At 48.8% G+C, this 25198-nt stretch carries 18 protein-coding genes; 9 read left to right on the forward strand and 9 right to left on the reverse strand.

All coding sequences use genetic code 11. The annotated features are described in order from the left end of the window. Positions 1–78 precede the first annotated feature (78 nt). The 4 genes from ACTG33_RS01560 to ACTG33_RS01575 all read right to left on the reverse strand — a co-directional run bounded on the left by ACTG33_RS01560 (position 79) and on the right by ACTG33_RS01575 (position 7451). Complete coding sequence (locus tag ACTG33_RS01560) at positions 79–1275, reverse strand: saccharopine dehydrogenase C-terminal domain-containing protein (RefSeq protein WP_439133410.1); 1197 nt, start codon at positions 1273–1275, stop codon at positions 79–81. A gap of 74 nt (positions 1276–1349) precedes the next feature. Next, positions 1350–3263: a biosynthetic arginine decarboxylase gene (gene speA, locus ACTG33_RS01565; RefSeq protein ID WP_439133411.1), complete on the reverse strand. Its 1914-nt coding sequence runs from the start codon at positions 3261–3263 to the stop codon at positions 1350–1352. Positions 3264–3917: 654 nt separating this feature from the next. Next, positions 3918–6716 carry a bifunctional aconitate hydratase 2/2-methylisocitrate dehydratase gene (locus ACTG33_RS01570; RefSeq protein ID WP_439133412.1) on the reverse strand — a complete coding sequence of 933 codons (2799 nt, stop codon included), beginning with the start codon at positions 6714–6716 and terminating at the stop codon, positions 3918–3920. A gap of 513 nt (positions 6717–7229) precedes the next feature. Further along, positions 7230–7451 (reverse strand): hypothetical protein, encoded by a 222-nt coding sequence (locus tag ACTG33_RS01575; protein ID WP_439133413.1) that lies wholly within the window; start codon positions 7449–7451, stop codon positions 7230–7232. Positions 7452–7681: 230 nt separating this feature from the next. Between ACTG33_RS01575 and ACTG33_RS01580 the strand changes: the two genes are divergently transcribed. Genes ACTG33_RS01580 through ACTG33_RS01590 form a run of 3 tightly spaced genes read left to right on the forward strand, consistent with a single transcriptional unit; the run spans position 7682 to position 9830 of the window. After that, positions 7682–8125: a DUF1289 domain-containing protein gene (locus tag ACTG33_RS01580; protein WP_439133414.1), complete on the forward strand. Its 444-nt coding sequence runs from the start codon at positions 7682–7684 to the stop codon at positions 8123–8125. A 31-nt stretch (positions 8126–8156) separates the two neighbouring features. Then, on the forward strand, positions 8157–8792 hold the full coding sequence (locus tag ACTG33_RS01585) for a tRNA-(ms[2]io[6]A)-hydroxylase (protein WP_439133415.1): 636 nt from the start codon (positions 8157–8159) through the stop codon (positions 8790–8792). Next, on the forward strand, positions 8793–9830 hold the full coding sequence (locus tag ACTG33_RS01590) for a 2Fe-2S iron-sulfur cluster-binding protein (protein WP_439133416.1): 1038 nt from the start codon (positions 8793–8795) through the stop codon (positions 9828–9830). A 20-nt stretch (positions 9831–9850) separates the two neighbouring features. Here the strand turns inward: ACTG33_RS01590 and ACTG33_RS01595 are convergent, their stop codons facing one another. The 5 genes from ACTG33_RS01595 to ACTG33_RS01615 form a co-directional block, all read right to left on the reverse strand. After that, entirely contained in the window at positions 9851–10777 is a 927-nt protein-coding gene (locus tag ACTG33_RS01595) for a hypothetical protein (protein WP_439133417.1), read from the reverse strand. 72 nt (positions 10778–10849) lie between these two features. Beyond that, positions 10850–12082, reverse strand: a complete 1233-nt coding sequence (locus ACTG33_RS01600) for a diaminopimelate decarboxylase (RefSeq protein ID WP_439133418.1) — start codon at positions 12080–12082, stop codon at positions 10850–10852. 483 nt (positions 12083–12565) lie between these two features. Then, complete coding sequence (locus ACTG33_RS01605) at positions 12566–13975, reverse strand: aminotransferase (protein WP_439133436.1); 1410 nt, start codon at positions 13973–13975, stop codon at positions 12566–12568. Between the two features lie 314 nt (positions 13976–14289). Next, positions 14290–15720 carry a gamma-aminobutyraldehyde dehydrogenase gene (locus ACTG33_RS01610; protein ID WP_439133419.1) on the reverse strand — a complete coding sequence of 477 codons (1431 nt, stop codon included), beginning with the start codon at positions 15718–15720 and terminating at the stop codon, positions 14290–14292. Between the two features lie 344 nt (positions 15721–16064). Continuing rightward, positions 16065–16853, reverse strand: a complete 789-nt coding sequence (locus ACTG33_RS01615; RefSeq protein ID WP_439133420.1) for an oxidoreductase — start codon at positions 16851–16853, stop codon at positions 16065–16067. 255 nt (positions 16854–17108) lie between these two features. Here ACTG33_RS01615 and ACTG33_RS01620 point away from each other — a divergent pair, with 255 nt between their 5' ends. From ACTG33_RS01620 to ACTG33_RS01645, 6 genes are all read left to right on the forward strand, one after another. After that, on the forward strand, positions 17109–18140 hold the full coding sequence (locus ACTG33_RS01620; protein ID WP_439133421.1) for a hypothetical protein: 1032 nt from the start codon (positions 17109–17111) through the stop codon (positions 18138–18140). Between the two features lie 206 nt (positions 18141–18346). Beyond that, positions 18347–18799, forward strand: coding sequence for a MarR family winged helix-turn-helix transcriptional regulator (locus ACTG33_RS01625; RefSeq protein WP_439133422.1), 453 nt, complete (start codon positions 18347–18349; stop codon positions 18797–18799). A gap of 84 nt (positions 18800–18883) precedes the next feature. Continuing rightward, positions 18884–19942: an HlyD family secretion protein gene (locus ACTG33_RS01630; RefSeq protein ID WP_439133423.1), complete on the forward strand. Its 1059-nt coding sequence runs from the start codon at positions 18884–18886 to the stop codon at positions 19940–19942. Beyond that, positions 19917–21482, forward strand: coding sequence for a DHA2 family efflux MFS transporter permease subunit (locus tag ACTG33_RS01635; RefSeq protein WP_439133424.1), 1566 nt, complete (start codon positions 19917–19919; stop codon positions 21480–21482). Before ACTG33_RS01630 ends, ACTG33_RS01635 begins: the two co-directional genes overlap by 26 nt. A 275-nt stretch (positions 21483–21757) precedes the next feature. After that, the gene (locus ACTG33_RS01640; protein WP_439133425.1) at positions 21758–22888 is read left to right on the forward strand and encodes an amidohydrolase family protein; all 1131 of its coding nucleotides are present in this window, start codon (positions 21758–21760) and stop codon (positions 22886–22888) included. 149 nt (positions 22889–23037) lie between these two features. Then, entirely contained in the window at positions 23038–25119 is a 2082-nt protein-coding gene (locus ACTG33_RS01645) for a BCCT family transporter (protein WP_439133426.1), read from the forward strand. Positions 25120–25198: the final 79 nt, after the last annotated feature.

Genomic DNA, 25198 nt, shown 5'->3' on the forward strand with positions numbered 1-25198 from the left:
ATGTAAGGCAGGTTGTAGTTTAAATGGCCTCACAATAGATTGCTTTGTTAACACTCGCGATGACGTATCATTTTGACATTACACTAATTCAAATCCAGGTTCTTCGATCACTTGCCATGGCAGACCGTGAGCATTCATATCTTCCATAAATGGATCAGGGTCCAGTTGCTCCATGTTCCAAACGCCGGCTTTCATCCATTTGCCTTCAATCATCATCTTGGCGCCAATCATTGCCGGTACACCGGTGGTGTAGGAGATCGCCTGGGATTGCACTTCACGGTAGCAGTCCTGGTGATCCTTGACGTTGTAGACGTACACGCTCTTTTCTTTGCCGTCTTTAACACCTTTTACCACGCAGCCGATGCAGGTTTTACCGACGGTGCGAGGCCCCAGAGTAGACGGGTCTGGCAGCAGGGCTTTCAAAAACTGAATAGGCACGATCTCAACGCCATTGAAATTGACTGGCTCAATGCCAGTCATGCCGACATTGCCCAGCACTTCAAGGTGTTTGAGGTAGCTCTCACCAAAGCTCATCCAGAACTGCGCTTTTTTCAGGCTCGGGAAGTGCTTGGTCAACGACTCCAGCTCTTCGTGGTACATACGATAGATGTTGTAGGTTCCCACTTCGTCCGGACAGCTGAACGACTGCTTGAGGGACATCGCAGGCGTCTCAACGAATTGGCCATCTTCCCAGTGGCGACACTCTGCCGTTACTTCACGGATATTGATTTCCGGATTGAAGTTGGTGGCGAACGGGTAGCCGTGGTCACCGCCGTTGACATCGATAATGTCCAGCGTATGGATTTCGTCGAAGTAGTGTTTCGCGGCGTACGCTGTAAACATATTGGTAGCACCCGGATCAAAACCCGAACCCAGTAATGCCATCAGACCTGCCTTCTCAAACTTCTCCTGATACGCCCACTGCCAGTGGTACTCGAACTTGGCAGTATCCAGCGGCTCGTAGTTGGCGGTGTCCATATAGTGCACACCAGCTTCGAGGCAGGCGTCCATAATGGTCAGATCCTGATAGGGCAGTGCCACGTTGATCACCATAAACGGCTTTTCGCGCTCGAACAGGGCTACCAGTTCTGGAACATTGTCGGCGTCGACCTGTGCCGTTCTAATCGGAGCATCGATTTGTGCGGCAATGTTTTTGCACTTGTCTTCATTGCGGCTCGCCAGAACGATTTCGGTAAACACTTCCGGTAGTTGGGCGCATTTGTGGGTAACAACCTGACCGACACCGCCGGCGCCGATGATAATAACTTTTGCCATGTGATTAATCCTCAGTGACTGACGTGAATGTATCAGTTGTTTTCTTTTTCGTGCTAATTGGTTTCTTTCTCGTACTAATTGTTTTCTTTTTCATAGTAGGTATAGCCGTTCAGACTGGCATTGAAGGTCTGAATGATCTGTTGTCTTTCCCGTGCGGTAATACGACCTTCCCGAACCGCGTTTTCGGCAGTATTACGATAGCGTAGCAGCAGTTCCTTTGGTTCGTACTCTACGTAGTTCAGAACGTCTGAAATCGTGTCTCCATGAATCTCTTTAACAAAATCATAGCTACCGTCGCGATTGATGCGCACGCTGACCACGTTGGTATCGCCGAACAGGTTGTGTAAATCGCCTAAGGTTTCCTGATAGGCGCCCACCAAAAACACACCCAGGTAATACTCTTCACTGGCATTCATGGAATGCAATGCCAGAGTTTTGTTGTAACCCTGTTGTGGGTTAATAAAACGATCAATTTTGCCATCGCAATCACAGGTGATATCCGCCAGTACCGCCTGACGGGTGGGCTCTTCATCAAGCCGATGAATGGGCATGATGGGAAACAGCTGATCAATGGCCCAGATATCCGGTAATGATTGGAACAGACTGAAGTTACCGTAATAAATATCGGCCAAAGACAGTTTGAGCCCTTCCAGCTCGGTCGGAACCTGTTCCATATCATCAATCATCCCGGCAATGCGGTGGATGATCGCCAGGAATAAATTGTCCGCCGTCGCCCGGCTGCGCAAATCAATTTGGCCACGCTTAAACAACTCACGCACTTCGTTACGGTAGTAGTGCGCGTCGTTAAAGGATTCTTGCTCCCGCCCTGGTTTTAAAGCATCCAGTGTGTAGCGCAGGTCTTCAAGTTGTGAAGGCTCCTGGCTTTTGGCAACAGTAATTTCAGATGGCTCAAAATGATTAACGTCCAATATGTTAAATAACAGCACAGATGAGTAAGCCACTGTTGCACGGCCGGACTCCGTGACGATCGTCGGGTGAGGAATATCGCTAAGGTCCAGTGTGCTCTTAATGGTTTCGACGATGTCGAGACAGTACTCTTTCAGGCTGTAATTACGGCTCTGTTCGTCATTACCTTTGCTGCCGGTGTAATCCACGGCAAGGCCGCCACCGAGATCAATGTGGGAGAGGGCAGCGCCTTCATTCACCAGATCAGTGTAATAACGACAGGCCTCTACAATGCCATTGCGGATGTCACGGATATTCGGAATCTGTGATCCAAGATGGCAATGCAGTAACTGCAGGCAGTCCAGCATGCCTTCCTGTTTCAGCGTGTCGACGACCTGAATCACCTGATTGGTTGTCAGACCGAACACACTGCGATCGCCGCTGGTGGAGTTCCAGTGCCCGCTCACCTGAGTGGTCATTTTGACCCGCACACCAATCGAGGGCGTAACGCCAATGGCACGACTGCGCTCAATCAAAATGGGCAGTTCGGTGGGGGTCTCAATGACAAAGAAACACTTAAATCCCAACTTAATGGCGTTCAGGCCCAGATCGAAAAATTCCTGATCCTTATAGCCATTACAGATGATCAGGCTGCCAGGCTCGTTCAGAGTCGCCAGAGCGGCAATCATTTCGGGTTTACTGCCCACTTCAAAGCCGTGCTGGTAGCGGGCGCCAAACGCTGCAATCTCTTCAACTACCTGAGCCTGCTGATTGACCTTAATCGGGTAGACACCGCGATAGACTCCCTGATACTCAGAGCTTTCGATGGCTGAGCGAAAGGCCTCGTTCAGACGAAACAATTGAGCGTCCAGGATATTCTCAATACGCAGTACGACCGGCATCTGCAGGTCGCGCTCGGTCATGCCTTTGACGATGTCCATTAACGGGACTTCGGCGTTGAGGGTGCGCGCAGTGACCTGACCTTTGTTGTCCAGGCCAAAATAGTCGTTACTCCACCGATCAATACCATAAAGTTGGTTGGAGTCTTCGGTGGTCCATTCCGGGTCGCGTCGCTGAGTCAATCTCGTTCTCCTGAAGCAGCAATCTTGGGGTGGTGGCTTATACGCCGATATTTTTGACTAAATGGGCGCAGTTTTCAGGGCGACCACTAGAGCGGCGCGCATTCTGTATGAAAAAAAATAACCCTGCCAGAAAAATTTGACTCTTTGGGCGTCTGAATTTGCACCGGATATTGAGGTACTGTTTTCCAGTTAAGGTCAGTTTGCTTTTTCTGTTTGTAAGTGGCTGATATTTATAGAAAAGGTGGTGGTTATTTGAGTGTTGTTTCGGCTTATTCTGAGGCTTTATTCAGTTAATTTTTTTTCATTTTTTTTGAGGCTATGAGACGAAAAATACCCCCAAAAGGCGGTTTGGCGACATCAGAGTACTTTGAATGTGATAAAGGGAGAGGCTGACGGAAAAATAAGGGTACAAACACACCGTAGGAACGGGTTTTATTGTAGATGATTGGGTTTGTCCTCTATTCAGCATAGCGAGCAAGAGGGAGGTTTAGATATGAAGGGTTACATGAGTTGGGGCTGAGACAGGGAGACCAAAATGAAAAAAGCCCCGCAGGGTTAGTCTGCGGGGCTTATATTCTTGCCAGGCAATTCTTGCAAAGCCAATTGGCTTATTGCCAATTAGCGTTTCCCAAGTTTAACTGCAAGACACTGAGCTTAGCCAACAATGCGCACTGGCTCGGCTTCTACAGCCAGGTCAGCAGAGGGTGGAGCGAAGTCGGTCAGGTTAATACCCTCAACGGCTTCTTTGTACTCCTCGATAGTTGGAGTACGACCCAGGATAGTTGACAGAACAACCAGAGGGGTGGAGCCCAGCAGGGATTCACCTTTCTTCTCGGATGTATCAGCTACCACGCGACCCTGGAAGAGACGGGTAGAGGTGGCCAGTACAGTGTCTCCGGGTTCCGCTTTTTCCTGGTTACCCATACACAGGTTACAGCCAGGACGCTCCAGATACAGGATGTTTTCGTATTTGGTACGAGCAGCGCCTTTAGGATCATTGTCGTTAAATTCGAAACCGGCGTACTTCTGCAGCAGTGCCCAATCGCCTTCGGCTTTCAGCTCGTCAACGATGTTGTAAGTAGGTGGTGCAACAACCAGTGGCGCTTTAAAGGTGATGTCACCTTTCTTCTCCAGGTTACGCAGCATTTGAGCGATGATTTGCATGTCACCTTTGTGAACCATACAGGAACCGACGAAGCCCAGGTCAACGGTCTTGGTGCCGCCATAGTAGGAAACAGGGCGGATAGTGTCGTGGGTATAACGTCTGGAAGCGTCTTCGTTGTTAACGTCCGGGTCAGCGATCATTGGCTCGTCGATTTGATCCAGATCGACAACGACTTCTGCGAAGTACTTGGCGTTGTTGTCTGGAGCCAGAGCCGGGTTCTCGCCAGACTGAATTTCAGCGATACGCTTGTCAGCCAGGTCGATCAGGCGTTGCAACATGCTGTCGCGGTTTTCCATGCCCTTGTCGATCATGATCTGAATGCGTGACTTGGCCAGCTCCAGAGACTTGATCATGGTTTCATTGTCAGAGATACAGATAGAGGCCTTGGCCTTCATTTCTGCAGTCCAGTCAGTGAAGGTAAAGGCCTGGTCGGCCATCAGAGTACCGATCTGTACTTCGATGACACGGCCCTGGAACACGTTCTCGCCTTTGAACTGCTTCAGCATCTGAGCCTGGGTCGCGTGTACGACATCACGGAAATCCATGTGTGGCTGCATCTGCCCCTTGAAGGTGACCTTAACAGACTCAGGGATTGGCATGGCTGACTCACCAGTGGCCAGTGCCACGGCTACAGTCCCGGAGTCGGCACCGAAAGCAACGCCTTTGGACATGCGGGTGTGGGAGTCACCGCCGATGATGATCGCGCGATCGTCTACTGTGATGTCGTTCAGTACTTTGTGAATGACGTCGGTCATGGCAGGGTAAACACCCTTGGGGTCACGAGCCGTGATCAGACCGAAGTTGTTCATAAAGGACATCAGTTTAGGGATGTTAGCCTTGGCCTTGGCATCCCAAACAGAGGCTGTGTGACAGCCAGACTGGTAAGCACCGTCGACGCTTGGAGAGATCACAGAAGCAGCCATCGCTTCCAGCTCCTGAGCTGTCATAGGACCGGTGGTGTCCTGGGAACCTACGATATTGATCTTAACGCGAACGTTGGAACCGGCGTGCAGTGGAGTCTTGGAGTTAACACCGACGGCATTACGATTAAAGATTTTCTCAACTGCGGTCAGACCCTGGCCTTCGTGAGAAATTTCTTTTGAAGGTGCGTAAACCTGTGCAGGTTCAATACCAAGTGCTTCGGCAGCAAATGTTTGCAACTTCTTACCGAAGGTAACGGCGTAGGAGCCGCCAGCTTTCATGAACTCCATTTTTTGGGGAGTGAAAGCGCCAGACACGTCGACAAGCTCTTTGTCGCCGTTGTACAGCTTCTTGGCTTTGGTATCGATAGTCAGAACGGTTCCGGTGGCTACAGAGTAGGCTTCTTCCAGTACTGGATCGCCGTTCTCGTCGGTTACGGCGTTGCCGTCGGCATCGACTTTCTTAACCCAGTTTTTCAGATCCAGACCGATACCGCCGGTTACATCAACCGTGGTCAGGAAGATAGGAGCAATACCGTTGGTACCGGCAACTACGGGCGCAATGTTGATGAAAGGAACATACGGGCTGGCTTGCTTGCCGGCCCACAAGGCTACGTTGTTCACGCCAGACATACGGGATGAACCAACGCCCATGGTGCCTTTCTCGGCGATCAGCATGACCTTGGCGTTTGGATGCTTCTTCTGCAGGGCAACAATTTCTTGCTGAGCTTCAGGGGTAATCATGCACTGGCCGTGCAGTTCGCGGTCGGCGCGGGAGTGAGCCTGGTTACCTGGAGACAACAGGTCGGTAGAAATATCACCTTCAGCAGCGATATAGGTAACCACTTCGATCTTTTCTTCAACTTCTGGCAATTTGGTAAAGAATTCTGCTTTTGCGTAGCTTTCCAGAATCTCTTTGGCGATAGCACTGCCATCTTTATAAGCTTCTTCCAGACGATCATAGTCAGCTTCGTACAGGAATACCTGAGTCTTCAGGACTTCAGCGGCTGGCTTGGCAACAGCTTCATCAGCCGACAGGGCCAGATCCAGCAGGGCTTCGATAGACGGGCCGCCTTTCATGTGTGACAGCAGTTCGAAGGCGAATTCAGGCGTGATTTCTGCAACGGACTCTTGGCCGAGGATGATCTCTTTCAGAAACTTTGCTTTAACAACGGCGGCAGGAGTGGTGCCGGGGAGGGTGTTGTAGATGAAGAACTTCAGAGAATCTTCACGGTGCTCATTGCCGGTATCTTTGATTTGGGCAATGATTTCTGACAGCAGTTCAGCACTGTCGATCGGCTTGGGATTCAACCCCAGATCCTTTTTACGGGTGGCGATTTCATCCAGATATTCTGAATATAGGCTCATTTAAACCTCCTGAAGGCTTCTAGCACGGTTGATTCCGCTTATATGTCGTTGTTTACTCACGCCACAGGATCTCTGGGCAGTGAGGTTATCGATGACCCACATCGATGGGTATAAGGGGGCTTCTTTGCACTACGTCGTCTGTTTGCACTGCGTCGCTTGCTACTATTGATGGCTGACTACTAGCGATTGCTGCTGCATCTAGGTGGCAACCCAAGGATTTATCCAGCCGATCATTAGGTAGTTTGACTACAAAATCCACCCTTAACGGGGCGCGAATTGTACACCAAAGCCTAACTTTAGTTAAGTTCTCTTGGAAATCAGCTACTTATAATCATTATAAGTGGGACAAATAATGATTTTAATGCCAGAAATGAAGCCCTTAAAGGTCACGGAGTGAGCTGTTTAAAAGCTTACTCGAGGCACAGAGGCTCTGTGCCATTACTTAAGAATAGTAGCGTTTTATGACATCTGAAGGGCAGTACGGGTAAAAATCTAGCCGAATACTGTTGCTGCTTAGCAACCACGGGTAATCACAAACTCATCCTCTGAAATTTGCTCCAGTTGATAGAGCAATAGGGCCTTGAGTTCCTCTGGGGTATGGTGCTTGGCCAGCTGACTCAGCATCTCGGTTAATAGGGCTCGATTCATGGCCTCAGTGCTCATGCTGCTGTCGGTTTCTGCCTCTGTCAGGGCTTGCTGGATTTGATTTTTTGCGATCAAAAACTCACCGGCCATCTTGGTCTCTCCTTTCCTCGCGAGTGGCTGCTATCCAAAGTATGATGTCATATAATCCGGCAGTCCATTTTGAGGTGAATCAATATTCGTGCTGGCATGGTCAAAAAGTAACCGTGTCGAATGCCGAGCCGATGAGCTTTCTATAGTCGGTAGTGGTTTTTATATAGTCAGTTGTGGTTTATATAGAAAAAGTCTGCCAAGAATACAAGAAGCGAGAAGAATAGAAGCGCATGTTTAAACGGGTAAAAACACCCTGTGTGGGCGTTTGCTCCACAGGTATTGGAGATCAGGTCTGTCGTGGCTGTAAGCGCTACGCTCATGAAGTGGTTAATTGGAATGCCTACTCCAACGAACAGCGTCTTCTTATTGCGCAGCGTCTGGAGGGGTTTCTGGCGCAGGTGGTGAGCAACAAGCTGCAGATTATAGATCAGGATCAGTTGTTGGCAGCTATCAAGCATCAGCAAATCCTGTTTAACGAAGATCAGGATGCTTATTGTTGGGTGTTTAACTTATTAAAAGCGGGAGCCAGCCAGATACACGACCTGTCGGTGTATGGATTGGCTTATCAGCCTGAGTGGGAGGGAGCCTCCCTGGTCAAGATCAAAGCGGCTATTGATCAGGATTATTACACCTTGTCCTGCGCCCACTATGATCGATATTTCCCAGCGGCTTAATGCCTAAACTCTTTTACGGATTCTGATTTTCATGAGTGCAGTTTCAATTACCCCCGTTTTGGAGTTTCTTCGCTGTCGTACCCCGCAAGTGTGGATTGATCGTGCTTTGGAAGAGCTGGAAGTAGTTCTGCTGGATCATGCTGCGAATGAACTGAAGGCGGCCCAGTCAGCTATGACCATGATGGCTAAAAATCCCTCTAAAATCGATTTGCTCAATAAAATGAGTCGCCTGGCTCGGGAAGAGCTGGTGCATTTCGAGCAAGCACTGAAGATTCTGAAAAAACGGGGAATTGTCTATCGTCCTTTAAAAGCCAGTACCTATGCGTCAAAGATGTCGAAACACATTCGCAAGGAGCAGAGAGAAAACTTCATTGATACCCTGATTGTGGGTTCAATTATAGAGGCAAGATCTTGCGAGCGGTTTGATGCACTGGCTCCACATCTGGATGCTGAACTGAATAAGTTTTATCTGTCTCTGCTGAAGTCCGAGGCCCGGCATTTCAAAGATTACCTTACCTTGGCCCAATCCTATGCTGATGAAGATATTCAGCCACGGGTTGATTTCTTTCTGGATGAAGAAGAAAAGGCCATTACCTTGCCGGACAAACTGTTTCGGTTGCATTCGGGGTTGCCAGTTGAGCCTGTTTTTTCACAGGTCGATGCCTAAGTGGCAGCTAGGGAATCTGAAGTCGTAGTTGATTTTCAAAATCAGCTGGTAGAGCTGCAAGAGGGCGAGTCCGTACTTGAGGCTTTACTTCGTTATGGCCACAAGGTGCCCAACAGTTGTCGGGCGGGCTTGTGTCAGTCCTGTTTACTCAAAGGCGATGAATCCTTTTTATCTCAATCTGATTCTGTGCGCTCTGAGGCTCAACAAGGTCTCAGTGCTCAACAGATCCAGGATCATCACTTTCTATCCTGCTGTTGTTTTCCTGAAGCTTCAACTGAGCAGAGTTTGAGGGTGGAGTTGCCTGATCATAATGCCGACTGGATCGCAGAGGTCACAGGCCACCGGATGCTGTCACCCTTGGTATTGGAGGTGCGTTTAAAGGTGGAAGGGTCGTGGTCTCCAGGGCAGCATGTTTTGTTGTGGATGGATGATCAATCTTCTCGCTCATATTCGATTGCCAGTCACCCGGTAAGAGATGGCGTTATAGTTTTGCATATACGACGCCATGATCAGGGCTTGGTGAGTGCTTGGTGTCATGATGTGCTGAGAGTTGGTGATCGCGTTAGGCTTTCGCCGCCGGTAGGTCATTGTGTGTACGATGCTGAGTGTCTTGATAAGCCGCTGTTGTTAGTTGCGACCGGTACTGGATTGGCCCCAGTACTGGGTATACTGGAAGAGGCTTTGGCGCGGCAACATGAAGAGCGAATTGATCTTTTTGTTGGGGGGCGAGAGGCAGCAGAACTCTATTTGTGTGACAAGCTGTTGGCTTTAGATAAGAAGTGCAGTTTGCTGAATGTCCACATCATTCATCCCGATGGCGGACAATCAGATGAGGCTTCTAGCTATAATTACCCTGAGTTAATTCACGCTATACGCTCTAGTCAGCCGAGTTTACGCGGAACCAAGGTGTTTTTGTGCGGAGCCAGATCGGCAATCAAGCCGCTGGAAAAGTTGTGTTTTTTTGCGGGTGCCAGCCGAAATGACATCATTTCGGAAGAGTTTGCTTTAGGCGTCCGTGCCGTTAAAGACGATTGTTGATTGTTTGTCAGTATGAGGTTTTATGGAGTAGGGGTTCCCCGGATCACACAGACTTCATGGAACAGTGAGGCGTTGGGGTTTTGCTTAACAAGCTCTTGAGCTTCACACGCTGATAGTGACTTTGTAGCGTCTTTGTCTGCATAAAAACGGCATCTGAAATCCTGATCAAGCCCTGTCCCTTGAAGTGTTTTTTCAAGCGCGATAAAAAACGAAATATCAGTGCCGCTGTGTTGTTCGACGATTTGAGAACTTAACTTCTCAGGTTGAAAGCCATTGGCCTTAAAGCAATCGAAAATAATCTCTGATCCTATGCGACAGCCAAAATTCATCACAACTTCGGCCTGCGGGGCGTGTTTTCTGACACGTGTTAACAGTGCTTCGTTTAATCCTAAGCCTACTGAGTTGAACGGGTATTGATCAAATTCGATCCAGGGGTAGTAGTGAGCGATATGATCGTCGGCGACGTCCTCCGCGCCATTCGGTAACGGAACCTGAAGTGCTTCGCGAATAGCAGCTATTCGGCTGTCTCCTGGCTCGCCCACCTGAGGCAACGAAGCTATCACTACATCCGCATCCCTAACCACGGAGTGCGCTTCGTCGGTATCGATCAAACTCACTGCACCGCGCACCGGATTAAAACGATGTGAAAATTCAGGGGCCATAGAGTGAACATTCGATTCGGCAAGTTCAATGAGTCGTGGATCGAGATCACTGCCAGAGACATCTTCAGCTTCGCATTCTGTGAGTAAAAAGATGGCATTAATGCCGGTACCGATGCCGACTTCGTAGGCTTTTTTGCCTTGCAGGCCCGCACTTTGTAACCCTCTTTGGAAGGTTGCTGTCCAGGGGTCATTAGGATCAAAGGCAAAACTGGGAACTTCCGGAGAGGCCGACAGTTGATTCGGAGGAGTGGTAGGCGGGGAGGTGATAGGGTCCGTAGTAAGCATCTTCTCGAGTTCCTTTTGGGTCATTAGTAAAAGTTGAATGACATTGATAAAGTAACAGTGAGTACTGAGCAGTTACTTGAGCAGCAAAACTTCCTTAACGTCACCTCGTAAACAGTGATCAGAGCGCATGGATGAGGCGTATCCGCCTGCATTGATCAGAGCGATAACGTCACCTTCTTCAGGCGCTGGCAATGGATGATTGACGGCCCACTTATCCAAAGCCTCATTGACATTACCGACCAGTGTAAAATTACGGGTTTCATTTCTGCTTAAATATGTGGGAACGGGTTCGCAGGGTAATCCGTAGAAAGCGGGTTCCATGGCCAGATTAAAGCCTGCATTCAATCCGACAAACTCGATATCTTTACGCTGCTCAATGTACGTGACTTCTGTAAGGAGTATGCCGGCATCCTTGATTAAAAAGTCTCCGGGTTCTACGGCAATTTTGAGTTTGCTCCCTGAAAATGCATCCGCCAGAACCTCGGCCCAACGGTCTAGGTTAAGTAGGGTGTCATCTTTCGTATGTGGTACACCCAAGCCTCCACCAATATTTAATTCGCGCAGATCCGGCAGAGCTTCTGTAAAAGCTTTGCTTGCAGCGATGACATCAGCGAGTTGATTTAGCTCACGATTGAGGTAGCCACAGCCTGCGTGAAAATGGACTCGTACAATTTTCAAATCATATTTTTTGGCAAGAGCAATGGCTTCAGGTAAACGGTCCAGATAAATTCCGAATTTGGTGGCTTCAATGCCGCTATATTGCAGCATTTCATTGCCTGTATAGCCGATGCCAATGTCAGGATTCACTCTAATGCCAATCTCGCGACCGGGGCTGGCTTGTCCCATGCGCTCCAGAGCACTGAGGGAATCGAGGTTAATGCGCAGCCGATCGAATTTGGCCAGGGTGTTGATGTCCTGTGAGCTTAGCGATGTCCCTGTGAACGATATATCTTCCTCGGGAAAGCCACACGAAAGAGCCTGTATCAATTCTGCCGGGGAGCACACGTCTGCACCGCACAGTCCCTGTGAGGCGAGATAGGTTAATAGTTTAGGGGAGCGGTTTGCCTTGATGGCGTAGAAAATTCGGTGATCCAGTCCGGCTTTATCAAACGCGGAGTGTAAACTGTTTAATTTCTCAAGAACTCTGGGGGCTCGGATAACATAGGCCGGCGTTCCCACTTTACTGGCAAGTTCCGACAAATCACATTGTCCGAGAAACAGTCGGTCATGATGAAAACTAAGATCATCACGTTGCCACCATAGATTGATTGGGGCGTCAGTGCTGTCAATTGGGATTGAGTCCATGGTTGTTTACAGTGTCCGTAATTTTGGAGGGTATGAGGCTAACGACGCTGAAACTCAGTTTCTACTGAAGAGCACGATCTACTTGAGTTTACTTGCTCGTACTTGTACGTACTTGGCTGTACTTGCACGTACTTGGAAGCACTTGAAAAGCTACGATGTATTGGGTTGTACAGCAGATCTGAATCAATGCGTTTGTCAAATAAACTGTAAGCTGTACGCTTGTGCCCCCAAGGACTTTTTCAACTGATTCTGATCGCAAATGTTGCTGACTGAGATCTTCAAAGAGGTGTGTGTCTGCTTAGGAGCAGTAATCAGCGTTTGTTTGATTCGTAGGGCGGTTAGGGCGGTAGAAAGTCCCTTGCAGTTTATAATGGCAGTCTCGGTCATGAGGGTGGCTCCATATTGTAAGGATACTTGATACAAGCGTAAAACAGGCCCTTCGAACAGGGCAGTGTTACTGAGTCATATTGCTTGCGATGGTTGTTAATCCAATCGGCCAGAGTCTAAATCACTTTGTGCACGATTCAGTGCCTGAGAAAAAATCGAAATGATTCGATCAATATCTGATTTTTCTACGATCAGTGGCGGCGACATAATGCACAGGTTTTCATAGGGACGCACGAGTAAGCCATTTTGCTCACAATATTCATCAACACGTTGAGCAAGCGCCATATTGCGAGCTGTGGGGCCTGTTTCGTTACCTGTCCAGCATTCAACGCATGCCATCAAGTGATCACCTCGGACGGTGTACACAATGGGCGAATCAACCAAACTGCGTAGCTTGTCTATAAAATAGGGGCCTACCTCCTGAACATGCTCGCAGATTTTGTCGCGCTTCATAATCTCAATGTTTTTGATGGCGGTTGCGCAGGCGATTGGGTGTCCTGAATAGGTATAACCGTTTGAGAATACCGATTTATCCACGGGGGCGTGGGCACTCATGGTCTCGCAGATACGGTCAGAGATCATGACAACTCCTAAAGGTTGATAGCCTGAGGTGATGCCTTTGGCGCTAATGATCATGTCTGGCACGATGCCAAAATGAGTTTCAGAAGCAAAGAAGTGGCCCAAGCGACCAAAGCCCGTCACAACTTCATCTGAGATATACAGAATGTCGTGTTTGCGACAGATTTCTCGTGTGGCAGCTTGATAACCGGGCGGGGGAACCAATACTCCACCTGAGGCCAGGATTGGTTCAGCAATAAAGCATGCGACATTCTCCGCGCCCAAGCGCGCAATCTCGGATTCCATTTCATCTAACAATGACTGAAGGCGAGAGTCTGCACTTTCTTCAGCAATATCCGGATCATATTCCGGGCTGGACAGATGATGAATAAAGTCACTTTCGTATTGAAATAGCGTGCGATCAGCCAGTTTTCCGCACAGGGACGCTGCGAGGTAGGTGCTGCCGTGATAGGCGTTGCGCCTGGACAAAACATGACGTTTGCTAGCACGACCTTGGCAAGCGTAATAGTAATGAGCTGTCCGTACTGCAGAATCGACAGCTGTTGAACCACAGGTGGTAAAGTGAGCTCGATTGAGATCACCGGGAGTTAGCTCCGCGAGCATCTGCGCAAGTTGTGCAGAGGGGCTGCTGGATACATCACCAAAGGGCGTGTAATAGGCCATTGTTTTGGCCTGTTCTGCCATCGCCTCAATTAATTCTTCATGGCCATAGCCCAGAGTGACACACCACATACCACCAATCGCATCGAGATATTTCTTACCGGTGGAATCATAAACGTAAACGCCTTTGGCATTCTGAATCATCAGGGTGTTTTGTTCGCCGAGAGTGCTTAGGTCTGCCCAAGGGTGCAATAGGTGTTTGGCGTCCGCTTCACGCAGAAGGTTGTGGTCTTCTTCGCTGGGGAATGAATTTTTGATGCTGCGCATCGTGTCCAAAGCTAACCACCTGTATGTATCGTTGAATGAAACTGTTAAGTGAGAATCTGTTTTTCTGTATTAACCGTTTTTGAAGAGACAGTAACAAGAAATCAAAGCGTTATAATAAAAAAACAGGTATTAAAAAATAACAATTTCGAAGAGTTAAACCTAGCCTATGCAGGCTAAAGTTCGATGTCAAGAAACCTTAAAATGCTCCATTTCACTGCGGTAATTAAAGAGTTTTGTGGTCTTTATTGGTGCCTTGGTTTTGGGTTTGGCACCAATGTGGGGAGCTTTGCTGGGGTTTATATGCAAAGAGTGATTTATTCGTGATTGATCATTACATGGCGTACTACAGTGTAATCTTCCAGAGCGTAGTGAGACATGTCTTTGCCGTAGCCTGACTGCTTTAGTCCGCCATGGGGCATTTCATTGCACAGCATGAAGTGCGTATTGACCCAGGTGCAGCCGTATCTGAGGTCTGCAGAAGCCTTCATGGCCTTGGAGATGTCTTTGGTCCATATGGAAGAGGCCAGACCATATTCAGAATCGTTTGCCCAATCCAGAACGTTATTACTGTTCTGGTCAAACGGTGTTACTGATACGACAGGGCCAAACACTTCCTTCTTCACGATTTCATCTGATTGCAGGGCTCCGGCAACGACAGTTGGTTCATAAAAAAAGCCGTTGCTGTCAGCTCTGTTACCACCTGCAGTCACTTCAATGTGTTTGTGTTCAGAAGCTCGCTCTACAAAGCCCGCGACTCGCTCACGTTGACGTTGCGAGACCAGTGGGCCAATCTCGTTTTGTGTGTCGTCGCTTTGATTAAACCGAATCGACGAGACAGCACTAGAAAGGTCTGCGACGAAATTATCATAGATGGATTTGTCGGCATAAATTCGACAGGCTGCCACGCAATCCTGACCGGCGTTGTAATATCCATAAGTACGAATAGTATCGATTGCGTTGTTTAAATCTGCATCGTTATAAATAATAACCGGTGCTTTACCACCGAGTTCCAGATGTGTGCGTTTTATGTTGTTAGCCGCTGCTTGTAAGACCTTTTTACCGGTACCTACGTCACCTGTAATGGACACCATGTGTACCCCAGGGTGGTTGATAAGCGCATTGCCGACGGTTTGACCACGTCCTAAAATAATATTCACCACGCCTTCAGGTAAGACCTCTGCAAGCAACTTGGCCATTTTTAAAGCGGTAAGTGGAGTTTCTTCTGAAGGCTTAAACACAACGGTATTACCACCTGCCAATGCCGGTGCCAATTTCCAGGCCATCATCATAAGCGGGTAGTTCCAGGGTGCTATGGAGCCGACAATCCCAACCGGATCCCTACGTATCATTGACGTAAATCCGGGCATGTATTCGCCTGCAACTGATCCCTGAAGGTTACGAGCAGCGCCGGCGAAATAACGAAAGCAGTCAATGATGGGAGGCATCTCGTCATCGCGCATGGCAAGTATTGGCTTGCCGCAATCCAAGGCTTCCAATTCAGCGAACTCGTAGCTTTGAGCTTCAAGTCGTTCTGCAATGGCCAATAAATAGCGGGAACGTTCTTCCGGAGTTGTTTTCGACCAGGTCGGGAATGCTCGGGTGGCCGCGGCTACGGCCATATCCACTTGTGCCAATGTTGCTTCTGGCAGTTGAGTGATCGCATCGGCGGTTTTAGGGTTGAGAACAATCTGTTCTTCGCCGTCTCCAGTTATCATACTGGAGCCGATCAGCATTTGAGTGTCCATGAATGCTCCTTAAGGTTACTCGATTAGTCGTGGCGTTTAGGACGTTTACTGAATTATCGTTGGATAACAATGTACACAGGTGTGAGAGGACAAGCATTAAAAATGCCAAGAGAAGAAATGTTCAGGATTGAATAACTGTATCGATCTTTAGAGCAAAAGGAAAAGGTTGTGGAATGTTAGGTTTTGGCGTGAGTGATCCATGCAAGATAGATTTTCAGGAAAACATCGATGAGACGTAGGAAAAACAGCGTTGAGGGTAAGAATAGCAGCGTTCAATGACAACGCTGCTGATGTGAAAGAAGTCCCCAAGGGTGGTGTAATCAATTACCCGGCAAGAAAAGGCATCACAGCTCAAAAAGCATGTCTGTTCGGATGATGTACTTTGTGCCCTCACGGATGGGCTCTGAGCTGTGAACACAGTGCATTGGATGCATTCCGTGAGGGAAGCAGAGTATGCCGCCTGCGGGTGTGCGGACATCAATAGTTTTAATTGGATCGCCTTGACGCGCTGGTTGTTTGGGATTGTTGGCTTTCACTAAAAAGCGTGTTGCACCACCGTCAAAATCATCATTCAAAAACAGTAAAACGGTCATATAACTGAAGCGATCCGGGTAGGCGTTCGCGACTAGCTCGCCATTGATGATACGGCTGCCAGGCCAGGCACCATCACTGTGTGGCTTAAAATAATCTCCTGACCGGTAGCGATAAAAACGAAAGCGGGCGTTCAGACCCAATGCTTTTTTGTTGTTAAATATGTCCAAATCCTGATTTGCCAGTGTGGCGATTCTCTGCCAAATCAATGTGTCCGTTTTCTCGTCGGTAATCCACACCACGTTGTCGTTGTGACGAATATTTCGCGGCAGTGAAACAGCCGCGTCTGGCAGGTAACCCAGGGTTTCGGTCAGGGAGCTCAGACGCTCGCATTCTGCTTCTGAAAGCACGTTGAGTAATTGGTAAGCTCCAGGAACGTCGTCAACAGAGTGACGCTCAATGGAATGGGTGGGGTGGTCTTCAGACAAATCAGTGGGGTTAACCGAGTTGTTGCCCCACGTCGGGAGGGACGGGTTTTCGGCGCCAGCTTCATAAGCGACAACATAGAAGTCAGAAGAGGGGTCTTTGGAAGAGTGGGTCATGTTTTGGCATAGGAGATAGAGAATGGAAAGCAATTCTATCGTATGACTTGGTTGGTTTTCTATGTTTCGGTTGTTTGACCGGTGCCTGAAGGTGATAGCTTAGTCGGTACTTGAAGGTAATAGCTAATTCGGTGCCTGAAGGAGTAGCCTAGTAGGAAACTGAAGAGAGTCGATGTACACAGTGAGATCAAGTAGAGGGGAGGAGTGGTGTATTTCAGCTATGATTGCAGAGTTGTAAATTCTTGAGTGAAGTGGATGGTTAACGTTGTATCTCATATTGCTGCTAAAACTGATGTTAAAGCTGCGATGAAGTCTGCGGTTTGCGGGTTACTGCTGTTGCTGTGTGTGGGGGGCGGCTTCATAGAGGCCGAAACGTCACGCTACGAACGTACCATTCTTGCTCTACAGACCGCTCCGCAGGAATGGCGCTCGGACTTCGCCTTAATTGCCTTGTCTCAATTGGCTGACGCCTATTATGCCGAAGCTGATCTTGCCCGCAGCCCTTTAAGCCGGTCTGGAAACAGTGATCAAAAACGCAACTCAGACTCTGAAAAGAACACGGAATGGTCCTGGTCTGTGGAGCGCTATGCCAATCAGCTGTATGGCTTTCAAATGAGCGTCGAAAGCGGAGCTCAGGTCGCGGTTGAGAAGTCTTCTGTGACAGAAGCTGTTTTAGAGGTGGGTTCCCAGCAGGTTATGCTTTCACACCCCAGACCTGAAAAACAGTCTGCGTTTGAGCAGACGATTCTGAGACGATTCTGTCAGTTGCGTGACTGTGTGGCGCTCACGGGAATCTACGATCTCCAATCTTCAATTCCTCAAACAGGGCAGGGCATAGGCCAGAAAGAGACTGCAGAGAGTTCTCGCGAAGAGGTCAAGCCTAGCTGGATGTTCACTGTCGATGGTCCCGTGTGCAGCTATGAAGGTATTCGAATGACCTTTAGTCCTGGTGATAATCCCGGAGCGGTGCGCCATCTATGTGTGCAGCTATTTGGTGAGCTAAAAGCCGTTTTGCGCGGGATACAGGAGCAGCAGGCTTACGGTGTGCGTGTGGCATGGCCGGATATGACTACCATTCAGTCGTCAGATCAGCGAAAACATTTAATAAGTCTGAATGAAGCTGGCGACTTGTTGGACCTGAATGTGCCTCTGCTTAACAGTAAGCCGGACTTGCTGGGATATTTGAAGCCCTGGATGAGGGCTCACCTTGAAGGGCACGGTGTCTCTCTGGAATTGTCGGCTAAATCAATGGGGTGGCAGGGGGCTGCCTTAGACCAGTTTCGCTAAGGGAGTGCCGTTCTTAGGCTGGTAATTCTCTTATTTCTTTGACTCTTTCTTTTCCCATTTTCCTACATTGATTTCCCGGTTAAGTGGCGAGGACTGTTACTGTCGCCAAAGTATTCATTGGCAATATTATAACTATGCTTATAAAATGCTACATTATTAAAAGCTGATATATAAATTAAAGCTATCTATTTCATGGAATCGATATTGTGGAAGAAAGCATTGCAGCCTTAATGGCTGATGTGTCTCGCATGTTGCGCAGGGCGTTTGACGAACGAGCCCGAACCATTGGTGTGACCAGACCTCAGTGGCAGGTACTTACGGCGCTGAAGCGCTATGAGGGTATTAATCAGGGCGGACTCGCGGAACATCTGGATGTAGAGCCTATTACTTTATGTCGGATGGTGGATCGTCTTCAGGAAGCCGATCTGGTGGAGCGTCGAAAAGATCCGAAGGATCGCCGTGTTTGGCGTTTGTATCTGACAGAAAAGGCAAAAGAGTTGTCAGCAGAGTTGAAACCTCTGGGTATAGAACTTCTCTCGGATTCCATGCAGGGGTTGTCAGAGGCTGATAGAGAGAATCTTTTTGAATCTCTGAGTTGTATGCGCAAGAACCTGGTGCGTCAGCATCAGGGTAAGGGACTGGAATCAACAGTCTCGTAAGTTGGCAGGGTACTGAATATCGGTAAACCGCTGTCGTTTGAGATAACCGCTTAGGCGGATTTTTTGTTTTATGGAGTAACCCAGGTGTCTCGTTCATTCCGCAGCTTAACCATGATGCTAGTTGTACCTGCGCTGTTGATAGCCGGTGGCGTGTATTACTATTTTGCGACTGAGAGTTTTGTCTCGACCGACAACGCTTACGTCAAACAGGATGTGCTGGCTGTCGGAGCCGAAGTCGGTGGCCGCATTGTTCAGGTGTCGGTGCAAGAAAATCAACAGGTGGAAGCGGGGGACTTGTTGTTCCGTATCGATCCGGAGCCTTTTGAATTGGCAGTTGCGGAAGCAGAGGCCTCATTGGCCAGTGCTCGCGCCCAGGTAGAAGAGCTGGAAATCAGCTACAGCACTTCTAACGTCGATATCGAAAGCGCTGAAGAAGATATCGCGTATTTTGAGAAAGAGTATCGCCGTCAGCAGGAGCTGCAAAAAACGCATGTCAGCACTCAGGCGGCTGTTCAGGCGGCAGAGCACAACTTGTCGGAGGCGCGTTCACGTCTGCAAACCGCTCATGCGGATGCAGCAAAAGCCAAAGCAGCCTTGTCGACCGGTGGCTCCAAATCCGGTGAAAACCCAAGGGTACTGGCGGCTAAAGTACAACTGGATAAAGCCCGCCTGAATCTGTCACGCACCGAAGTTCGTGCGCCAGCATCGGGAATTGTGACTCAAACATCCCGTTTGCAGGTGGGCCAGTTTCTGATGCAGGGCCTGTCTGCACTGAATATTGTAAAAGATGAAAGAAGCTGGGTTGAAGCCAATTTCAAAGAAACCGATCTTGAAAACATGCGCGTAGGACAGCTGGTCAATATTGAACTGGATACCTATCCGGGTGTTAAAATTTCAGGCCGCGTTGAGAGTATTGGCGCAGGTACTGGCTCCGAGTTTTCGGTGTTGCCGGCTCAAAATGGCAACGGCAACTGGGTAAAAATCACACAGCGCGTACCGGTGCGCATTGCGATTGTGGGTGGTTCCGCTGAGGGTAGTTCTGCTAAGGATAGCTCTGCTGAGGATAGTTCTGCCAAGGATAGCCCAGCTCGTCCATTAATCACGGGGTTGTCGGCGTATGTCCGAATCGATACCCGCAGCTGATTCCGGCAAAGATTCTTCTCCAGAGTCCCCGGCATCAACGGATAAACCTTCGTTAGAAACCCGTCATCCCCGTTTGCTAATGTTTGCGGTTATGATGGTATCTCTGATTCAGATTCTCGATGTCACCATCGCCAACGTGGCTTTGCCGCATATGCAGGCCAGTCTCGGCGCGACAACGGATAATATCAGCTGGGTGCTCACCAGTTTTATTATTGCTGGCGTGTTGGTAACCCCCGTGGTTGGCTGGCTGTCCGATCGACTCGGTTCAAGACGGGTTTTCCTGTGGGCTGTGGCGGGCTTTTTGGTGGCATCAATGTTGTGTGGGGCTGCAACATCGCTAACGCAAATGGTCGTTTTCCGCTCTTTGCAGGGGATTTGTGCGGCGTTGATCGGCCCAATGTCTCAAACCATTTTATTCGATACCACAAAACCCAGTAAGCAGGCTGCTGCCATGTCCCTGTGGGGGATGGTGATTATGATCGGTCCGATTACCGGCCCTATGTTGGGCGGCTTGCTGACTGATACGCTAAATTGGCGTTGGGTTTTTTATGTCAATTTACCCTTGGGTATCCCGACGTTGCTTCTCTTGATTTGGTTGTTGCCAAGCAGGCCTTTGTCGGAGAGAAAGCTTGATCGCTTTGGCTTTTTGATTCTGGCAGTGGGGCTGGTTTCACTGCAGCTGTTATTGGATCGCGGCAACCATAAGGACTGGTTCAGTTCTTGGGAGATCATTATTGAGCTTATTGTCGCGCTCTCTGCGTTCTGGATGTTTTTTATCCATACACGCACGACAAAAAATCCATTATTTCCAAACGCGTTGCTGAAAAACCCCAATTTTCTGGGGGCTATGGGCTCCATGTTCATGCTGGGTGTGGCAAATATCGCCATTTCTTCGATTTTACCCACCATGTTCCAATCGGTGTACGGCTATACCGCCATTGATACCGGTCTGTTGATGATGCCACGTGGCCTGGGGGTTATGGCGACAATGATGATTGCCGGGTATCTGTCGCAGCGAATGGATGTTCGCTACATGGTAACTGGTGGCTATTTGTTGGCTGCATTGGGGCTGGTTCTGATGTCCGATTGGTCGTTGGATATGGGAAGTACACCGATTCTGGTTGCTGGCTTTATTCAGGGGCTGGGTTTGGGGCTGATCTTTATGCCCATGAACGTGGCGGCGTTTGCGACGGTGGATGCGAAAGATCGTCCAGATGGTTCCAGTTTGTTGAACCTGATGCGCAACCTGGGGGGCAGCTTTGGTATCTCAGCAATTTTCACGATGCTTTCCCGCAACCAGCAAGTCTCACACGCGGGCTTGTCTGAGCACATCACAGCGGATACTTTGCAAGGTTTTGATGTTTCTCATCTGGCTATCAGTATCGGAAGTTACGGTGAAGCCTTACTCCAGTTCATCGATGCGGAAGTTAACAGGCAGGCTCTGATGATTTCGTATCTGAATAATTTTTATGCAATGTCGATTCTGGTGTTTATCATTGCTTTCCTGCCGTTGTTAATGAAGCCTATTAGGATTCGTTAACCGTTTTTCTGTAGCGCCTCTTTCGGCGCTGCATCTTTTGCGCGCACTACATCTTTCATGTGCACTGTATCTTTTACGCGCACAGTATCCTTTTCCTGCCACTGGAACGTGAATCTAGATTAACTTTGTCTCGGCTAAATAGACGCTGGATCTAAGCTAATTTATCTTCTGCACGTGATCTCGTCCTCAAATCCACTACTGCAAGGGAACATCCTTAGGATGTTTAGCTCTTATACCCGTGTGGGGAAATAATAGCTCACGAGAATTCGGTCAAATTGTTAGGGGAAGAGATGAGGTTTACCTTAAGCAAAACAGGGTTAATGGCAGGTATTTCGTTTTCTCGCATAGGGGATTTAAAGCGCCGGGCGGGGATAGGTCTGTTATGTGCTGGCGTGTTGCAAGCATCCGTAAGCTACGGTGACGCAGAGCTTAAGGATAAACCCTATCGCTATAGTGATGCTCATTTGCACGCTCTGGACTTTTTCCAGCAGGGTGATCCCATTTCTGAGCTGGTTGACGTGATGGACAAGGGGAGGGTTGGTGATGCCATGATCAGCGGAGCGTCACTAATGAAGAAGTGGCATGAAAATGAACCAAAACGCCCGCGTTATTACGCCGGAGACAATGCAGATTTATACTGGTATAGCGCTACCGATAATTATTTAGCGGAAGAGCTGAAAAAACTGCCTGAAAAAGATCGCCGCAGACTGCACCCATTTTTGAGCGGGATAAACCCTACGGACAAGAACGCGGTGACTCATCTGGAAAAGATGATGGAGCTTTACCCCGGTATGTGGAAGGGGGTTGGTGAAGTGCTTGTTCGTCATGACGATTTGACCATGATGGCAAGTAATGAACCGCCTCGGGCAAACAGTGAAGCGATGGATCGCATTTACCGTTTTGCAGGTAAGTACGATTTGCCGGTGCTGTTGCACAACAACATTACCTCGAAGCGTGAGCGAAACCCCCTTTATCTTGAAGAGTTGTCAGACACATTAAATCGTCATCCGAAGGTCAAGTTTATCTGGGCGCATGCCGGAACCAGTAAAACACTGGAGCGTTATCAAGGAGAGATGGACTTTCTATTGCCATCCCTTAAAAAACTGCTCGAAGAGCATGACAATGTCTATCTGGATCTGTCCTGGTCGGTCCTTAAGCCGTATATGCTAGACAAAGATGACAAACCAGTGAAGGCTTGGTTGGAGCTGATTGAAAAGTACCCAACCCGGTTTGTTCTCGGTTCTGACGTGCTGGGGCGTTTCGACAAGGTGGATGATAATCTTCAGGAGTTTGATGGATTTTTAGACGCTTTATCCAGCGATACTGCACAGAAAGTGGCGCGAGAGAACTTTCTTGCATTATTACCCGAATCTTTACCTTCCAAGGGGGCTGTTGCAGAGCGATAGCACCGTGATGGGAAAACAGAATATTCTGGTCGCATAACGCAGCCAGCCAGAAACATGTTAGAAATCGGCATGTTACTGGCTCAAATGTGCACCTTAGGTTCTAAGCTGCTAGGCTAGTAGGAGTTTTCTACCAGACCTAGGATGGATCTATGACAGAACAAACCGCCAAGGCCGGTTCCACGGTGCTCATTCCCGTTTTTATTCCCGCCGTAGTGGTCATTGTATTGCTGGTTGTTGGCACGATCAGTAATCCCGAGTTGGCAGGAGCCGCTTTCCAGGAAACCCTCAATTACATTACTAAGACGTTCGGCTGGTTTTACATGCTGTGCGTTGCTTTCTTTTTGATGTTTATTGTGGGTGTGGCTCTCACGAAGTGGGGGCACATCAAGCTTGGCCCTGATCATGCTGATGCTCAATACAGTTTTCCGGCCTGGTTTGCCATGCTGTTCTCTGCAGGTTATGGCATCGCGTTATTGTTCTTCGGTGTGGCTGAACCGGTCTTGCATTACTCATCCCCACCTCATGGCTCTGCAGAGACTGTGGATGCAGCCAAGCAGGCGATGCAAATTGCCTTTTTTCATTGGGGTTTTCATATCTGGGCTATTTACGGCCTGGTAGGTCTGGTGTTGGCGTATTTTGCTTTCCGGCACGGTTTGCCGCTTTCTATCCGTTCTGCGTTGTATCCTCTGATTGGCGATAAGATATACGGTCCTATTGGTCATGCTGTGGATGTATTTGCCATATTGGGCACTATGTTCGGTATTGCCACGACCCTGGGTTTATCGGTCACACAAATTAACGCAGGTCTTAACTATTTGTGGCCTGAAATCCCTGTGGGCACGATGGTACAAGTGATAACCATCGGCATTATCACCTGCCTGGCGATTGTTTCGGTTGTTGCCGGTATGGACAAGGGTGTAAAGAACTTGTCCATTTTGAATATGGTGCTCGCAGTATCATTAATGCTGTTTGTTTTTGCTGTTGGGCCAACCGTTCATATTCTGGAAACATTTTTGCAAAATACCGGCAGTTATCTGAATCATATTGTTGAGAGAACGTTCAATCTGGAAGCTTATTCCCGCAGTGACTGGATTGGTAACTGGACGCTGTTTATTTTCGGCTGGACTATTGCCTGGGCACCGTTTGTCGGTCTGTTTATCGCTAAAATCAGCCGCGGTCGCACCATTCGAGAGTTTGTGGTGGGTGTGATGTTGGTGCCTTCACTGTTTACTTTTTTATGGTTCTCGGTGTTTGGTGGAACGGCGTTAAACGAGGTCATGAATGAGGGCTATATCTCACTGATTGGAGATGTACAAAACAATCAGGCCATCGCGCTGTTTAAGCTCTACGAGATCCTGCCATTAACGTCGATTCTGTCGTTTGTGACCGTCTTGTTGATTGTGACCTTCTTTGTCACCTCATCGGATTCCGGCTCGCTGGTGATTGATTCACTGGCTTCTGGTGGTGCCTTGCATACACCAGTGTGGCAGCGGGTATTCTGGGCCTCATCCGAGGGTATTGTCGCTTCTACCTTGTTGCTGGCAGGGGGCCTGAGCGCGCTACAAACCATGACCATTGTCAGTGCCTTGCCGTTCAGTATTATTATGATTATCTCGGCAATTGGTATGTGGCGAGCCTTGATTATCGAAGGACATCACCAGACCAGTCTTAAAACCGAGGTTCAGCAGCGCTCAGTCGGCGGAAATGGCTTGGGCGTGTGGCGCCGACGTTTGCATGGCCTGGTTAACTTTCCCCAGCGCAGTGAGGTTCAGGAGTTTCTCGACACCACCATCAGTAAGGCTATGCACCGTGTTGAGCGGGAGCTGGTTAAAGAGGGATGGCAGGCTGAAGTTCATATAGATGAAGAGTTCAACCGCATATACCTTGAGGTGATCAAGGAAGATCAGGTGGACTTTATCTATGAAATTCGTTTGATGGAACACGCACTTCCTGACTACGCTTATCCTGAAATGTCTCGCGATGACAATCCAGAGAAGTACTACTATCGCGCTGAGGTGTTCTTGCGCCGTGGCGGTCAGTCTTACGATGTTTATGGACTGGAGCAGCAGGATATCATCAGTGATATTCTGGATCAGTTTGAAAAGCATCTGCACTTCCTGCATATCTCACCGGCTGTATTGCCGTGGCGAATGGAAGAGCACGATGACATGTTGTCTTCGCCACCTGAACCTCCTGAAGAGGAGCCCGGTGTTACTAAGGCCACAGAATAATCCAAGCTATTCATTGAATCACAAACAGCAGCCTGCAGGGCTGCTTTGACTCCAGATTATCGTCAGACTAATTGGGAGA

Origin of the sequence: Pseudomaricurvus sp., from assembly GCF_965662505.1 — a bacterium.
Taxonomy (GTDB): domain Bacteria; phylum Pseudomonadota; class Gammaproteobacteria; order Pseudomonadales; family Cellvibrionaceae; genus Pseudomaricurvus.

Coding starts and splice junctions, on each gene's coding strand:
- ACTG33_RS01560 (WP_439133410.1), bottom strand. CDS start 1,275: ATGGCAAAAGTTATTATCATCGGCGCCGGCGGTGTCGGTCAGGTTGTT.
- ACTG33_RS01645 (WP_439133426.1), top strand. CDS start 23,038: ATGACAGAACAAACCGCCAAGGCCGGTTCCACGGTGCTCATTCCCGTT.
- ACTG33_RS01620 (WP_439133421.1), top strand. CDS start 17,109: ATGGTTAACGTTGTATCTCATATTGCTGCTAAAACTGATGTTAAAGCT.
- ACTG33_RS01605 (WP_439133436.1), bottom strand. CDS start 13,975: ATGCGCAGCATCAAAAATTCATTCCCCAGCGAAGAAGACCACAACCTT.
- ACTG33_RS01580 (WP_439133414.1), top strand. CDS start 7,682: ATGTTTAAACGGGTAAAAACACCCTGTGTGGGCGTTTGCTCCACAGGT.
- ACTG33_RS01585 (WP_439133415.1), top strand. CDS start 8,157: ATGAGTGCAGTTTCAATTACCCCCGTTTTGGAGTTTCTTCGCTGTCGT.
- ACTG33_RS01615 (WP_439133420.1), bottom strand. CDS start 16,853: ATGACCCACTCTTCCAAAGACCCCTCTTCTGACTTCTATGTTGTCGCT.
- ACTG33_RS01575 (WP_439133413.1), bottom strand. CDS start 7,451: ATGGCCGGTGAGTTTTTGATCGCAAAAAATCAAATCCAGCAAGCCCTG.
- ACTG33_RS01610 (WP_439133419.1), bottom strand. CDS start 15,720: ATGGACACTCAAATGCTGATCGGCTCCAGTATGATAACTGGAGACGGC.
- ACTG33_RS01570 (WP_439133412.1), bottom strand. CDS start 6,716: ATGAGCCTATATTCAGAATATCTGGATGAAATCGCCACCCGTAAAAAG.
- ACTG33_RS01600 (WP_439133418.1), bottom strand. CDS start 12,082: ATGGACTCAATCCCAATTGACAGCACTGACGCCCCAATCAATCTATGG.
- ACTG33_RS01595 (WP_439133417.1), bottom strand. CDS start 10,777: ATGCTTACTACGGACCCTATCACCTCCCCGCCTACCACTCCTCCGAAT.
- ACTG33_RS01635 (WP_439133424.1), top strand. CDS start 19,917: ATGTCCGAATCGATACCCGCAGCTGATTCCGGCAAAGATTCTTCTCCA.